We start from the raw sequence: 15694 nt of genomic DNA on the forward strand, positions 1-15694 counted from the left end.
AGATGGTTCGACTACGCTCACCATGACAAAGGCGAGAAGATTGCTTCGTCGTACCTCACCGCAATGACGAAGAGGGTCGCAATGACGAGACGTTAAACCCCTTACTCTTCCCAGCGGATTTTCTCTTCGATCGGTCCTCTTACCGGTTCTCTAGGCTCAGACTCGTGATGTCCAACATAGAAAAACCCGATACACCGTTGATTAGGCTCCAGATTCAAGAAAGGACCAATATGATTGATCAATCCTGGCGTCGCCCAATAACCACCCAATCCCAAAGATCCGGCAGCTAACCACATATTCTCCACTGCAGCGGCAGTAGCAGCAATTTCTTCCCATTCCGGAACATCTCCGGTAAAATTCACCACAATAGCAATCGCCACATTCGAATCTGTAGCTTTCTTAGCCATGTTCTGTTCCGTTTGTTCCGTATATTTCTCCGCAGGAGTTACCGACTTATAAATCCTCGCCAATTCACTTCCCAAACGGTTCAATCCTTCTCCACGAAAAACCACAAAGCGCCAAGGCTGCGTACGTTTATGGGTTGGAGCTGCATTGGCAGCCTCTAAAATGGTCAATATATCTTCACGGCTAACTTCCTCATTCGTAAAATTTGCCTGAAAAACAGATCTACGAAATTGAATCGCCTTTAAAATTTCATTTTGTTGCATCATATTAATTTTATTAATTAAGAAACTTACTCTTAATAGTATTTGATTAAGAAAATACTCTTAATAGTTATTGATTAAGAAACCTCTTCCCATAAAGCCACGATATGCAAAATGGTCAACACCGCTTTCTGCATATCCTGAACCGATACCCATTCTTGTTTACCATGAAATGCATGTCCACCAGCAAAGATATTAGGACATGGCAGCCCCATGAAAGATAACCTGGAACCATCCGTACCACCACGGATACTTCTTTTCTCCGCCTTCATGCCGGCGCGTTCGATACCCATTAAAGCAATATCAACCACACGAGGATGCTGATCCAATACTTCCTTCATATTGCGGTACTGTTCATTCACCTCAAAGGTAAATTTTGCCTGCGGATATTTAGCTAAAACCGTTTTTACGATTTCTTCCAACTCCGCTTCATGCTTCGCTAAATTTGCGGTATCATGATCACGGATAATAAATCCTAAGCTAGCTTCTTCCACCGTTCCGCTCAAATTGGTTGGATGAACAAATCCATCCTTCCCTGAAGTGGTCTCCGGAGACAAGCGATCCTTCGGTAAAGATTCCACGATCTCAGCAGCAATTTTTAGCGCAGAAACCATCTTATTCTCAGCATATCCCGGGTGGATCGAAACACCGTCGATTTTTATCTTTACCCCATCCGCAGAGAATGTCTCATCTTCTAAGGTTCCGGCACGCTCGCCATCCATCGTATAACCATAATCAGCACCAAGCTTCTTTAGATCTGCATGGTCTACTCCCCTTCCGATTTCCTCATCAGGTGTAAACAAGATCTTGATATCCCCGTGCTTGATCTCAGGGTTTGCCATCAGGATGCGAGCAGCATCCATGATCTCCGCCACACCGGCTTTATCATCAGCTCCCAATAAGGTTTTACCAGAAGCGGTAATGATATCATTACCGATCTGCTCCTTTAAATCCGGATGCTCCGAAAAACGGATCACTACATTTTCATCATCTGGCAATACCAGATCCTGACCTTGGTAATTCGCATGAACCAACGGCTTTACATCCGTACCGGATGAATCAGGCGAAGTATCCACATGCGAACAGAAACAGATCACTGGAACCTTTTTATCGGTATTGGAAGGAATAGTGGCATATACATAACCCAAATCGTCCAAGTGCGCATCGGTTATACCCAATTGCAGCAATTCTTCGACCAATAGCCTACTTAGATTTTTTTGCTTTTCTGTAGAAGGTACTGTAGTGGATTGTGCATCCGATTGGGTATCTATCTGCACATATCTTTTGAAATTTTCAGCTACCTGAAAATCATTAATATTATTAATTTCCATGAAACAAAGCTACGAAATAATACCTGAAAGCTTACTGTTTATCTGCCCAGCCAAATACACGTTGCAAAATATTGGAATCTCTTGCTCCGCCAATATTCTGTCTAATCTTCAATTCCTGATCCGCCACCTTCACAAATAGCCCATCAATGGCTTTTTGGGTTACATAAGCGGTCAGATTTGTTTCAATCTTTTTGCCCAAAGGCAATTGGTTATAAGCAGAAGTCAATTGCGTCCAATATTGGGTCACATTATTTTTGCCCATTGCTGATTCGATGATCGGACTGAACCGAGCTGTCAATTCTTGGGTGGTACTGTTCCGAAAGAACGTTGTCGCAGCATCCTGCTTTCCACTCAACAAAATATTGAAAGCATCGTTAATGGTCATTCTGGATAAGGAATTGATGAACACCGAAGAAGCCTCTTTCACGGCAGATTCTGCTGCACGGTTCATGCTGGTGATGAATTGGTCGCAAAGACTACCCATACCTACAGCGCGCAAAGCTGATTCCACCTTTTTAGCCTCATCCGGCATCAAGATCCTAACCACTTGATCACCTAAGAAACCATCTTTTTTAGAAAGGATGGAAATACTTTGTTGAAGGCCATTATTCAACGCCTGCTTCACTCCTGAGGTTGCTTCCGCCTGCGTGATGGTTCCGGTAGCCGTTGAACCTGTCGACGTAGAACCTGAAGTACCTTTGGTTCCGGTTCCTGTTGAGCCTGTTCCTTGAGGAGGCAATCCAAATCCACCTTGATTTAACGTATCACAACCGGAAAAAAACAGCGTTGTGCTGCATATCCCCAATATTCCTAATTTTTTCAATTGATTCATAAGATCAAAAGTAATAAAAAGCTTATTATTTTGACCAGATCAATTCTGCAAATACCGGAAAATGGTCTGATGGAAATTTATGCATATAGGTATCGGTTAAAATACCATATTTATGAACTTTGAATGGAGGGGTAATGAAAATATGATCTATCCTACCCTTAGGCTTCAACGATTTTGACCATCCATTGAAACTGGAATTTGGTTCATATTTGATCGCTGCCAGGTCGTAAACATCTTTCACCACCCCACTATTTGCCAAGGTAAAATAAGCTTCGTTCTTCTCGTCAATATTAAAATCGCCCGTAAGGATCAACGGAAGATCCTTTGCAAATTCCTTTGCTTTTGCCAAGATCAATTTCGCACTCTCTCTTCGTGCTTCCATGCCTACGTGATCAAAATGGGTATTCATGAAGATGAATTTCTTCTTGTTTTTCAGGTCTTGGAAGATCCCCCAGGTACAGATCCTTGGCAAAGCCGCGTCCCACCCCTTATTGGGTTTGCTGGTTTCTGTAGGCGAAAGCCAAAAGGTGCCACTATTGATCACCTTAAACCTCTTGCTGTTGTAGAAAATCGCCGAATACTCCCCTTTCTCTGCGCCATCATCACGTCCCACCCCAATGCTCTTAAAGCCGGGAAGAGCAGCCGACATATCGTCCATCTGCGCTTTGAAGGCCTCTTGGACCCCAAAGATGTCGAACTCATGGAATTTGATCAGATCGGTTACCGCATGCTTCCGGTCATCCCACATATTCCCTACATCCGAAGTGTTTTTCTGACGGATATTAAAACTGGCCACATTCATGCTTGTCTGGGCAAAACCAGACAAGCTAATAGCCAAAACCCCTAAAAGCAAGAGTAATTTTTTCATCTTATTTATTTAAAATGGATTTCAATAATTCCGGTTGATCCGTCGTGATATAATCAATCTTCTCCTTAATAAAAAGATTCATATCCTCTTCCGTATTCACCGTCCAAACGTTTGTTTTCAATTTTAAGGCTTTGAATTCCTTGATCCAGGTTGGGTTCTTTTTGAACACATTGAAATGATAATCCACGCCTGATAATTTTGCAGCTTTAACCTCTGCCGGAGTTTTATCCCCATTCAAGTAATGCACCAAGGCCTTTTTATTCAAGGATTTCAGTTTCAAACAAGCATCCCAATCAAAGGCGATGTATTCCACCATCTTCTCTGCTTTCATCTTTTTAACAGCTGCAATGGAAAGTTCAGCGGCTTTCAAGGTTCTTTCCTTGCTCACACGGCTTGTTTTCAATTCGTAGATCAATTTGGTCACTTTTTGATCCATTCCTGCTTTTAGGTATTCTTCCACAGTAGGGATTTTCTCGCCATTTGGATGTGCTTTAGCTAATAATTCTTGGTAAGTACTTTCCTCAATCTCAATTCCATAGAAATCGTGGTCATGGTTTACCACCAGTACATCATCTTTGGTAAGATGAACATCGAACTCCGATCCCCATACTTTCTGGTCAATGGCAGCTTTTAGGGAAGCCAAGGAATTCTGCGGGGCATTGGTGTTTTTCCAAGCTCCACGATGAGCGATGATAGCGGTCTGTGCCGATAATCCAGTGTGGATCAATAAGGTCATAAGGGTAATTAATACGGTGTTTTTCATTACTGTTATAATTATTTAATATAGATGATATTTGCTACAGAACGTTGACCTTCATGGTCAAACTTTTTATTATCCGAAGGGTAGTTTACAATATGGTTAGGGGTTGCTCCCTTTACATACATGGTTGTACTACCGCCTCCATCCAGGTTCATGGCATCTTTTGCACCCAACCAAGCCATAACGCTTGCCAATTCTGGAAGGGACATGCCGTAGGATTGATTGCTTCTGCCATCAACCACCAATAAAATTAATTTATTTTTCTGAGTAATCGCAACGGCAGTCCGTGGATGGCGATTGGTATTGAAGGGATTATTTCCGAGGGGGATGATCTGTTGATCCTGAATCAACAAAGGACCAGCCAGCATTACATTGGCGGCTTTGGAAGTAACGGGGTCAATATCCATAGCTGAGGCAATCTGAACCTTTTTTCCATCTAGCGTCAGGACGGCTGTTGCTCTACCGGCAATCTTGCCCCCTAGGTTTACCATCTGGTGATTCACGCGAATATAATCCACCGCACCACCATTCTTCATATCGAAAAATCCAGCATTGATGGCTGCCAAAGCACCATTCTCTTCGGCAAACACACTGGTTTTCTTTAAGATTTTGGGGTCTGCCGCAAAATGAACCTTCTTGGCATGTTTTTTTAAATCGATTTCTATCCAATTGATTTCCTGCTGGGCATTAAATAGATTGGAAAAATGGCCTTGGTGCCAAGTAATACCTTTTTTGATTTCCTTACTGTTCCATTTTGCTTGAACAATGGCTAAGGAGTCCGGGTTCTGCGCAGAAGCATTCAGATGCAAGAAGCAAGTGAATACTGCAACGAGGAGGCTTAGGTTTTGGAGATTTCGTTGAAGCATGTTTATTGTTAACAAGTTCCACGAATTTACCCATTTATTATTAACAAAACATTAAACTTAACGTTCTCCGTTCCATTCACCATAAAATTGTTGCAAAAACTCTTCCATGTGCTCATGTCGACCCTTTGCGATCAACTTGGCCGCATCCGTATTCATTTTATCCTTCAACAAAAGCAATTTCTCGTAAAAATGATTGATGGTTGGGGCAGTGGTATTTTTATAGGCTTCCTTGGATTGATTCTCCAGCGCTGGTATTTCGGGATTGTAGATCTCCCGATTCTTATATCCCCCATAATTGAATGCACGGGCAATTCCGATCGCACCGATTGCATCCAAACGGTCAGCATCCTGTACCACTTCCAATTCCTTGGAATGGAACTTGACCTCACCCAGCGATGCCTTAAAAGACATGTTCAAAATAATGTTTTGCACATGTTCAATGACTTCCTGTTCCGTTCCTACAGCTGCCAAAAATTCTCCAGCTATTCGAGGACCAACACTTTCATCACCGCCATGAAATTTACTATCCGCTATATCATGAAGCAAGGCCGTCAGTTCACACACGAAAGGATCAGCCTCTTCGGTTTGAAGGATCAGTTTGCAATTGTTCCAAACTCGTAGAATATGCCACCAATCATGTCCAGATTCTGCATCCTTTAAGCGATCTTGGACAAATGCTGCTGTCTTTTCAATAATCTCTTGCTGTTCCTTAGTCTTTACTGCCTTCATATAATTCATATTGCAATAAGCGACAGTCCAGTTTACCATTGAAGAATTCAAAACGACGGGAAGCACGCAATCCAATCTTTTTAGCAAGATCAGGGTTTCCAGTAAACACATAACCCCTATAGCCCTGGCATTCCTTTTTCAGGAAATCCCCGATACGGGCGTAGGTCATCTCCAGTTTACTATGCGTGCCTAAGCGCTCTCCATATTCCGGATTGAACATGATGACGCCCTGACCAACAGGAATAGTCGTCTCAGCAAAGTCGCAGACTTCAAATTTAATCAGATGTTCTACCCCAGCAGTCCTAGCATTCAATTTTGCAATTTCAATGGCTTCGGAAGAAATATCAGAAGCAATGATTTCTGGCAGGTTGGTTTTTTCGGTAATATCTTTTAGGATGCGGCGCTCGTTGAAGAACACTTCCTCATCATAACCTTTAAAATGCATGAAGGAATAATTCATGCGAAGAAGACCCGGTTTTCTGGTCTGTGCCATCAGGGCAGCCTCGATCGCTAATGTTCCAGAACCACACATCGGATTGACAAAAGGCGATCTCCGATTCCATTGGGTAGCCAGGATGGTCGCACTTGCCAAGGCTTCCAACATAGGCGCTTTTCCAGGATGTTTTCTATAGCTGTGTTTGGCCAAGGTTTCACCCGAAGTATCCAAAAATATCTCGGCGCGATCTTCCATCCAATGCAGGTGAATCACCGCACGATTTAGATCAGGACCTGAATTAGGGCGCATGCCTTTTTTATCCTTGATCCGATCGACAATAGCGTCCTTCACTTTCACATTAGCGAATAAAGGAGTGGTGATCGTTTCGTTGTGCACATTGGATGTTACGGAGAAGTAACCATCCAATGGAAGGTAATCCTCCCAAGGAATCTGCACCAGATTTCTATAAAGCTCATTCGCATCCTTCGCACGGAAAGCCTTCAATTCGTAATACACCTGGCTTGCAATATGCAAATTCAGATTCAGTTTTATACACTCATTTACAGAGGCATACAATTCTACCCCGGTATTAAAACTACGCTTTATATCAAATCCTAATTCGCGGACTTCCTGTTCTAAAAATGGAGATAAACGTCGGTTACATGTGACGATTACCTTACTTCTGCTGTTGAAAACTTCTGCCATATTTCTGCAAAGTTACTTATTCTGTAAGCAAAAAATGTTTAATTTTACGGTTTAATAAATTTGATATGGAAATAAGAGGAAAAGTACATGAAGTAGGTGCGATTCAACAAGTAACTGAATCCTTCAAAAAGAGAGATTTAATTGTTGCCTATGCAGAAAACCCACAATTCGTAGAATATATTCGTTTTGAAGCAACACAAGATCGTGTAAACATTTTTGACAACCTATCGGTAGGGGATGATATTGAAGTATCTTTTAACCTTCGTGGTCGTCCATGGACAAACAAAGAAGGAGTTACTACATATTTCAACTCTTTGGTTGCTTGGCGTGTCACCAAATTAGCAAATACGGCAGCAGCAGCTCCAGCACCTGGATATGCAGATATGCCGCCAGTAGATATCAGCTCAAGTGGTGCTGACGATGATGATTTGCCATTCTAAGCATATAAGCTGAAAAGCATAACAACATAAAAAAAGGGGATTTAAATCCCCTTTTTTTATGTTCAAATTTTTACATTTTCAAACCAATCTCCCTTAATCGTTCATCCAAATACTGCCCTGCTGTATAATCCTCGTATGCTTTCGGATGTTCCGCATCCACACAAGAATCCAAAGAAGCAAGACTCATACTCGATTTTGGATGTAAAAAGAAAGGCACCGAATACCTGGAAGTCTTCATTAACTCACGTGGAGGGTTTACCACCCGGTGCGTCGTTGATTTTAACTTATTGTTCGTCAAGCGCTGCAACATATCGCCCACGTTCACCACAATGTCCTCCCCTTTTGCTTTGATGGCAAACCACTCGTTATCTTTCGTCAATACCTCTAATCCATCGGCAGAAGCACCGATCAACAAGGTGATCAAATTGATATCTTCATGTGCACCAGCCCTAACCGCATCATCAGGAATAGTTTCCGGATTTTCGATCGGGAAATAATGTATCGCACGTAAAATAGAGTTTCCATTGTGAACAAATGGCTCGAAATAATCCTCTGGTAGTGATAAATAGGTCGCGATTGCCTTTAAGATGTTTCTTCCTGCATCTTCCAATTTTTGGTAGATCTCTCCCGTCACCTGATCGAAGGCCGGTAATTCCGCCACTTTCGGATTGTCTGGAAAATCGGTTTTCGAATATTCCTCATCCGTAATGGTCTGTCCTCGCTGCCAAAACTCTTTCAAATCAGGAGTCTTCGAATCCTTTGCCTTCTCACGTCCTTTGGCCGTATAACCGCGTTGGCCTGCCAACTCCGGAAATTCATAATTCCGCTTGGTATCCTCTGGAAGATCAAAAAATGCTTTAACGGTTTTATATAGCTCATCAATCAATTCTGTCGATAGACCATGATTCGCAATAGTCACGAATCCAGTCTCATTGAATGCTTTTCCAATATCTTGGACAAATTGATTTCTTTGGGCCTCATCTCCAGCTGTATAATGCTGTAGATCTAATCTAGGAATGTTTACTAATGCCATGTTTATTTTGTTTATACAAAGTTAACGGATAAATAACACAGAAGAGCCTGACCTGTTCAGAACCCTAACTACAATAACTATATTTCACTGAAAACCAACATTTAAAGTTATTAACAATTCAACTATTATCCATCTTGAACCTGCCTCAACCCATCTTTTAATTCATTTATGTCAAGGATTTATTAAAAATTCACAAAAAGTTTGAATTATCAATCCAATCTATTAAATTTGTTATGCATGCATAATAAATAAGCAGCATACATACTACAAGATAAGAATAACCGAAATATGAGCCAAGACAATACGATCGATTACTTTCTAAAGACGGCGTGGCAAACTGTAGCGAACAAATACAATGTTATTGCTTCACAACATGGGTTCACCCAAGCTGCTGGTTATATTTTGATCAATATCCACCGCGACGGTACGCCTGTTTCGCAGATCGCGAATTCTACTGGCGTTAAAACAACATCCCTTTCCCGCGTGCTGAACAACCTGGAAGGTTTAGGTTTCATTTACAGGGAAACCAGCGATACGGATAAGCGTTCGGTAAAAGTATACCTGACAGAGCTGGGCCGGGAGAAACGGAAGATCGCCAAGGATGTCGTTCGGGAATTCAACGATTTCCTGAACAATTCTTTCAGCGAGAAGGAACGCGCCTTGATGACCAAGATGTTGGTAAAGATCAGTGAATTGGCTACAAATTATTCACCAGTGGTTCAGATAGAACCCTAATAACATAGAAAAATCAGAAGATATGAATAGAAATATTAAAAAAGTTGCTGTATTGGGATCTGGAGTTATGGGATCCCGGATTGCTTGCCACTTTGCTAATATCGGTGTAGAGGTATTGTTGATGGACATTGTTCCGAAGGAATTGCTTCCTGCGGAACAGGCCAAGGGGTTGACCTTGGAAAGTCCAGCCGTCCGCAACAGGATTGTCAATCAATCCTTGGATACGGCGATCAAATCCAATCCGGCACCATTATTCAGCAAATCCTACGCAAAGCGCATCACAACTGGAAATTTTGATGACGATATGGCGAAGATTGCCCATGTAGATTGGGTGATCGAAGTCGTTGTAGAACGATTGGATATTAAGAAATCCGTTTTTGACCGTGTGGAGGAATTCCGTAAACCCGGAACATTAATTACCTCCAACACCTCAGGGATTCCTATCCATTTGATGAACGAAGGTCGGTCAGAGGATTTTAAAGCCCATTTCTGTGGCACCCACTTCTTCAACCCGCCACGATACCTGCAATTATTGGAAATCATCCCTACCCCAGACACGAAAAAAGAGGTGGTTGATTTCTTGATGCACTATGGTGATCATATGTTGGGTAAGACCGTCGTTCTTTGTAAGGATACACCGGCCTTCATCGGTAACCGCATCGGGGTTTATTCCATGTTGGCAGTTACCCATTTGGTGGATAAGTTGGACCTTACGGTAGAAGAGGTTGATAAATATACCGGTCCTGCAATGGGCCACCCAAAATCAGCGACCTTCCGTACGGCGGATGTGGTTGGTCTGGATACCTTGGTGAATGTAGCCAAAGGATTGGAGCAGAATGCGCCTCATGATGAGGCTAAAGGAGTTTTCCAATTGCCGGAGTTCATCAGCAAAATGGTGGAGAACAAATGGTTGGGCGAGAAAACCAAGAAAGGGTTCTATGAAAAGGTGAAAGATGCCAAAGGAGGTTCAGAAATCCTTTCCTTGAACCTGAAAACATTGGAATATGGTCCACAGGCGAAAGTTAAATCCAGCACACTGGAGGCGACAAAAGCAGTAGAAGATATCCGCAAGCGGATGAAGGTATATGAACAGGGAACCGATAAGGCGGCTACCCTATTCCGCGCCATGCATTATCCATTGTTCGAATATGTATCCAACAGGGTACCGGAAATTACGGATGACTTCTTCCGTATTGACGATGCGATGCGCGCCGGTTTCGGATGGGAAATTGGTCCATTCGAAGTGTGGGATGCACTTGGTGTTAAAGAGACGATCGAAAAGATCAAAACCGAAGAGAAAAGACTTCCTGGACAAACTGGAGAAGTGGCTTCTTGGGTACATGAGATGTTGGATGCAGGCCATGACAGCTTCTATAAAGTAGAAAATGGTGTTCGTCATTATTACGACATCGCATCCAAATCCTATAAACCGATTCCAGGTACGGAAGATATTATTGTTTTGGACCATATCCGGGAGTCGAAAACCATTTGGAAGAATTCCGGTGTTTCCATCATCGATTTAGGCGATGGCATCATCAACTGTGAATTTCACACCAAAATGAACACGATTGGTGGCGATGTAATCCAAGGCTTGAACAAAGCGATTGATCTTGCCGAGAAGGAATACCGTGGATTGGTTATTTCCAATGATGGTAAGAATTTCTCTGCCGGAGCAAACATCGGTATGATCTTTATGATGGCGGTAGAACAGGATTATGATGAATTGAATATGGCGGTTCGCATGTTCCAAAATACATCGATGCGGATTCGTTATTCTGCCATTCCAGTGGTTGCTGCACCATTCCAAATGGCCTTAGGTGGCGGTTGTGAATTCTCCATGCATGCCGACTTTGTACAGTGCCATGCCGAAACTTATATGGGATTGGTGGAGTTTGGTGTAGGTGTCATCCCAGGTGGTGGTGGATCAAAGGAATTTGCGCTTAGGGCATCCGATGATTACCGTCCAGATCAGATCGACCAAAACTATTTCCGCGAGCGTTTCTTAACAATCGGTCAGGCGAAAGTTTCCACCTCAGCGGTTGAAGCCTACGAATTAGGCTATCTGCAACAAGGAAAATACGCCATCACGATGAACCGCGCAAGGTTATTGGCCGATGCGAAAGCAAAAGCGATCGAACTGGCAGAAGCAGGTTATGTACAACCGATCCAACGTACCGACATCAAAGCCTTAGGCAATACTGCTTTAGGATTGGTCTACGTAGGTGCATCCTCCATGGAGGCGGGTCACTACATCTCCGAACACGACAAGAAGATTTCCGAAAAACTAGGTTATGTTATGGCTGGCGGAGACATCTCCCAACCAACCGAGGTATCCGAACAATACCTCCTAGACCTCGAACGCAAGGCTTTCATCGAGCTCTGCGCCGAACGGAAAACATTGGAAAGAATACAGCATATGTTGACGACGGGGAAACCGCTTCGAAATTAATTAAAGTATTTAGTAGTTAGTAGTTAGTATTTAGACCTGTGATGGCTAAATAGATTGGACTAGGATATTGGTAGCGAGTCGAGATTAAATTTAGGATAACGAAACGAGAGTAAATTTAATGGTTTGTTATTGATAGATGACATAAGGGTTAATTTTCATCCATTATATTATGTTCCGATGGTTCACAGGCTGACACGAAAACTAACACTAAATACTTTGGAAGAATGCATGATTATAAGAAATTATTGGTTTGGCAAAAAGCGATAACCTTTGTTTCGGAGGTCTATAAAATTACTGCTGGATACCCCAAGATTGAACAATTCAATTTGGTAAGTCAGATAAACAGAGCAGCAGTTTCCATTCCTTCAAATATTGCAGAAGGCGCTGGAAGGAATTCTGACAAAGAATTCATCAATTTTTTAGCTATATCCCATGCATCAGCATATGAAGTAGAAACACAATTAATTATATCAAGAAATTTAGGCTATTTAGCAGATTTAGACTTACAATATTTGCTTCACCAAGTAGAAGAAATCCAAAAAATGAATTTCTCCCTACAACAAAAATTACGGAACAACAAACGTTAAAAAGGAAAAAAGTTCCGAAACAAGAAAAGCAACTCTTAGGTCTAACTACTAAATACTCACTACTAAATACTTAACAAAATGGAAGCATACATCATAGCAGGTTATCGCACGGCGGTGGCGAAGGCACCAAGAGGGGGTTTTCGGTTTACGCGTGCGGATGATTTGGCATCAACGGTGATCAAGCATTTGGTTGCATCGGTGCCAAGCTTAAATAAAGAAGATATTGACGATGTGATCGTCGGGAATGCGATGCCAGAGGCGGAGCAGGGTTTGAATATGGGACGTTTCATTTCCTTGATGGGATTGGATACGGACAAGGTACCGGGGCTTACGGTAAATAGATACTGTGCGTCTGGGTTGGAGACCATTGCCACTGCAGTAGCAAAAATCAAATCTGGAATGGCAGATGTGATTATTGCTGGTGGTGTGGAAGTGATGTCGGGCATGCCGTTCGGAGGTTGGAAGATCGTTCCTAATCCTACGGTGGCTAAGGAGCATCCAGACTGGTATTGGGGTATGGGATTAACGGCAGAAGCGGTGGCTAAAGACTACCATGTTTCGCGAGAAGATCAGGATAAGTTTGCCTTGAAATCCAATCAAAAGGCGGTGGAGGCGATCAAGAATGGTCATTTAAAGGATGGTATTGTGCCGATCACGGTGAAGGAAAATTACATTAAGGATCGCAAGATCGCTACGCGTGAATATGTGGTGGATACGGATGAGGGACCTCGAGCAGATACTTCGTTAGAAGCCTTGGCGAATTTAAAACCGGTTTTTGATGCAAAAGGATCTGTAACAGCGGGTAACTCTTCCCAAACATCAGATGGTGCCGCTTTTGTTTTGGTGGTATCCGAAAAGAAAATGAAGGAACTCAACTTAACTCCTGTTGCCAAATTGCTGAGCTATGCTGTTGCTGGTGTACCTCCGAGAATTATGGGTATCGGCCCTATCTATGCGATTCCAAAAGCATTGGAAATGGCGGGATTGAAAAAAGAAGATATTGATTTGTTCGAACTGAACGAAGCCTTTGCCTCCCAGTCTTTGGCGGTGATCCGTGAATTGGGATTGGATGAAGAGAAGGTCAATGTCAATGGCGGTGCGATTGCATTGGGACACCCACTGGGTTGTACCGGTGCTAAATTAACCGTACAGGTTTTGAATGAACTTAAGCGTAGAAATAAAAAATACGGCATGGTAACCATGTGTGTGGGAACTGGCCAAGGTGCTGCAGGAATTTTTGAATTGCTATAGAGAATCAATTTAAAACAATAGAATTTTATACAACTAGATCAGCCATATTTTAAATAAAAAAAATATAATCATGAGCGAGGAAGTAAAAAACAAAGCAATAAAAGGTGGAGAATTCGTTATCAGGGAGACTTCTTACCAGGATATCTTTATCCCTGAGGAATTCGACGAGGAAGCAAGGATGATCCGTCAGACCTGTCTGGATTTTCTGGATACGGAAGTATTGAACAATTTGGAGCGTATTGATGCCCAAGAAGAAGGGCTGATGGAAAACCTAATGGATAAAGCGGGAGAGTTGGGTATGTTGGGTGTGTCCATTCCGGAGGAATATGGTGGTTTCGGAAAGAATTTCAATACATCTATGTTGGTGGCTGATGCCGTAGGTGGAGGTTTCTCCTTCGCGGTTGCCCTATCGGCACATACCGGAATCGGAACCCTGCCAATCCTATATTATGGAAATGCAGAACAGAAAGCCAAATACATACCTAAACTGGGATCTGGAGAGTGGAAAGCATCGTACTGTTTAACGGAGCCTAACGCGGGTTCAGATGCCAATTCCGGAAGAACCTCTGCCAAGCTAAATGCTGAAGGAACCCATTATCTGATCAATGGTCAGAAAATGTGGATCACCAATGGTGGCTTTGCGGATATCTTCATCGTATTTGCTAAAATTGATGACGATAAAAATCTGACCGCATTCATCGTGGAGAAAGATTTCGGTGGAATTACCATGAACCCTGAAGAACATAAATTAGGGATCAAGGGATCATCTACTCGTCAGATCTTCTTCAACGATTGTCCGGTTCCTGTTGAGAACATGTTATCTGAACGCGAGAATGGATTTAAGATCGCGGTAAACATCCTGAACATCGGCCGTATCAAATTAGGGGCGGCAACTATTGGTTCTTCACGTTCTGTGTTGGATACAGCGATCAATTATGCGAACGAGCGTGTACAGTTCAATTTGCCGATATCGAAGTTCGGAGCGATCCGTTATAAACTGGCAGAGATGGCTACCCGTTTATTTGCTACGGAATCCGCAGCATACCGTGCCGGTCAGAATATCGATGATGCTTACGATGCATTGATCGCGGGCGGAATGGATGAGGCTAAAGCCAAGCTGAAATCGGTGGAACAATTTGCCATCGAATGTGCCATCATCAAGGTATGGTGTTCAGAAATGTTGGATTATACGGTAGATGAGGGTGTTCAGATCTATGGTGGTATGGGTTATTCGGCCGATGCGCCAATGGAAAGAGCGTACAGGGATTCGCGTATCAATCGGATTTTTGAAGGTACGAATGAAGTAAACCGTCTTTTGGTGGTTGATATGTTATTGAAACGTGCGATGAAAGGGGAAATTGACTTGATGGGTCCTGCGCAGGCAGTAGCCAATGAGTTGATGTCTATTCCTGATTTTGGTGAGGAGGATGATGCGCCATTTGCAGCGGAGAAAAAAATCATTGCGAATCTTAAGAAGGCAGGATTGATGATTGCAGGTTCTGCTGTTCAGAAACTGATGATGTCTTTGGCAAAAGAACAGGAGATTTTGATGAATATTGCTGATATTATTGGTTATGTGTATGTAGCGGAATCGGTATTGTTACGTGCTGAAAAACTACAGCATACGGTAGGGGGCGAAAAAGCCGCATATGCAGCTGATATGGCAAAGATTTATTTGTATTCAGCGATCGATAAAGTGAATGTAGCGGGTAAAGAAGCGTTGTATTCCTTTGCTGAAGGCGATGAACTGAACATGATGTTGGTTGGCTTACGTAGATTTACAAAGGCTGCGCCTTTTAATGTGAAGGATGCAAGACAGCGAATTGCTAAGAAATTAATAGAAGAAAATAAATACTGTTTTTAGGTATTAGGTTATACGGTATTTAAGTTTTAGGTTGATTATGGAAATGGGTTATCTGAAAAGATAGCCCTTTTTTTCGCCGTCATTGCGAGGAACGAAGCAATCTTCGAACTTTGTCATCCTGAGCGGAGTCGAAGGATCTGTAC

15 protein-coding genes are annotated in these 15694 nt (G+C 42.6%); 6 read left to right on the top strand and 9 right to left on the bottom strand.

The genetic code is table 11. The features are described from left to right. Nucleotides 1–101: 101 nt before the first annotated feature. The 8 genes from VJ786_RS03615 to VJ786_RS03650 all read right to left on the bottom strand — a co-directional run bounded on the left by VJ786_RS03615 (nt 102) and on the right by VJ786_RS03650 (nt 7192). The gene (locus VJ786_RS03615; RefSeq protein WP_099366835.1) at nt 102–671 is read right to left on the bottom strand and encodes a nitroreductase family protein; all 570 of its coding nucleotides are present in this window, start codon (nt 669–671) and stop codon (nt 102–104) included. Nucleotides 672–742: 71 nt separating this feature from the next. After that, entirely contained in the window at nt 743–1996 is a 1254-nt protein-coding gene (gene pepT / locus VJ786_RS03620) for a peptidase T (RefSeq protein ID WP_336557261.1), read from the bottom strand. A 31-nt stretch (nt 1997–2027) separates the two neighbouring features. Then, a complete protein-coding gene (locus tag VJ786_RS03625) occupies nt 2028–2828 on the bottom strand; it encodes a DUF4197 domain-containing protein (protein WP_336557262.1) in 801 nt (266 codons plus the stop codon). A 25-nt stretch (nt 2829–2853) separates the two neighbouring features. Next, on the bottom strand, nt 2854–3696 hold the full coding sequence (locus VJ786_RS03630) for an endonuclease/exonuclease/phosphatase family protein (RefSeq protein ID WP_336557263.1): 843 nt from the start codon (nt 3694–3696) through the stop codon (nt 2854–2856). 1 nt (nt 3697) lies between these two features. Further along, nucleotides 3698–4459 carry a glycerophosphodiester phosphodiesterase gene (locus tag VJ786_RS03635; protein WP_336557264.1) on the bottom strand — a complete coding sequence of 254 codons (762 nt, stop codon included), beginning with the start codon at nt 4457–4459 and terminating at the stop codon, nt 3698–3700. 11 nt (nt 4460–4470) lie between these two features. After that, the gene (locus VJ786_RS03640) at nt 4471–5322 is read right to left on the bottom strand and encodes a phosphodiester glycosidase family protein (protein ID WP_336557265.1); all 852 of its coding nucleotides are present in this window, start codon (nt 5320–5322) and stop codon (nt 4471–4473) included. A gap of 57 nt (nt 5323–5379) precedes the next feature. Then, nucleotides 5380–6051, bottom strand: a complete 672-nt coding sequence (locus VJ786_RS03645; protein ID WP_099366838.1) for an HD domain-containing protein — start codon at nt 6049–6051, stop codon at nt 5380–5382. Then, nucleotides 6032–7192: a THUMP domain-containing class I SAM-dependent RNA methyltransferase gene (locus tag VJ786_RS03650; RefSeq protein ID WP_336557266.1), complete on the bottom strand. Its 1161-nt coding sequence runs from the start codon at nt 7190–7192 to the stop codon at nt 6032–6034. The genes VJ786_RS03645 and VJ786_RS03650 overlap by 20 nt, the downstream gene beginning before the upstream one ends. 65 nt (nt 7193–7257) lie before the next feature. Between VJ786_RS03650 and VJ786_RS03655 the strand changes: the two genes are divergently transcribed. Further along, nucleotides 7258–7632: a DUF3127 domain-containing protein gene (locus VJ786_RS03655; protein WP_099366828.1), complete on the top strand. Its 375-nt coding sequence runs from the start codon at nt 7258–7260 to the stop codon at nt 7630–7632. A 70-nt stretch (nt 7633–7702) separates the two neighbouring features. Here the strand turns inward: VJ786_RS03655 and VJ786_RS03660 are convergent, their stop codons facing one another. Then, nucleotides 7703–8665 carry an isopenicillin N synthase family dioxygenase gene (locus VJ786_RS03660; RefSeq protein WP_336557267.1) on the bottom strand — a complete coding sequence of 321 codons (963 nt, stop codon included), beginning with the start codon at nt 8663–8665 and terminating at the stop codon, nt 7703–7705. 288 nt (nt 8666–8953) lie between these two features. Here VJ786_RS03660 and VJ786_RS03665 point away from each other — a divergent pair, with 288 nt between their 5' ends. The 5 genes from VJ786_RS03665 to VJ786_RS03685 all read left to right on the top strand — a co-directional run bounded on the left by VJ786_RS03665 (nt 8954) and on the right by VJ786_RS03685 (nt 15551). Next, nucleotides 8954–9400 (top strand): MarR family winged helix-turn-helix transcriptional regulator, encoded by a 447-nt coding sequence (locus VJ786_RS03665; RefSeq protein WP_099366826.1) that lies wholly within the window; start codon nt 8954–8956, stop codon nt 9398–9400. 22 nt (nt 9401–9422) lie between these two features. Next, a complete protein-coding gene (locus VJ786_RS03670; protein WP_336557268.1) occupies nt 9423–11849 on the top strand; it encodes a 3-hydroxyacyl-CoA dehydrogenase/enoyl-CoA hydratase family protein in 2427 nt (808 codons plus the stop codon). A gap of 224 nt (nt 11850–12073) precedes the next feature. Further along, nucleotides 12074–12436: a four helix bundle protein gene (locus VJ786_RS03675; RefSeq protein WP_336557269.1), complete on the top strand. Its 363-nt coding sequence runs from the start codon at nt 12074–12076 to the stop codon at nt 12434–12436. A 78-nt stretch (nt 12437–12514) separates the two neighbouring features. After that, nucleotides 12515–13687, top strand: a complete 1173-nt coding sequence (locus VJ786_RS03680) for an acetyl-CoA C-acyltransferase (protein WP_336557270.1) — start codon at nt 12515–12517, stop codon at nt 13685–13687. A gap of 70 nt (nt 13688–13757) precedes the next feature. Beyond that, nucleotides 13758–15551, top strand: coding sequence for an acyl-CoA dehydrogenase FadE (locus VJ786_RS03685; protein WP_099366822.1), 1794 nt, complete (start codon nt 13758–13760; stop codon nt 15549–15551). Nucleotides 15552–15694 lie beyond the last annotated feature (143 nt).

Source organism: Sphingobacterium tenebrionis (assembly GCF_037126265.1).
In the GTDB taxonomy this organism is placed as follows: Bacteria; Bacteroidota; Bacteroidia; order Sphingobacteriales; family Sphingobacteriaceae; genus Sphingobacterium; species Sphingobacterium tenebrionis.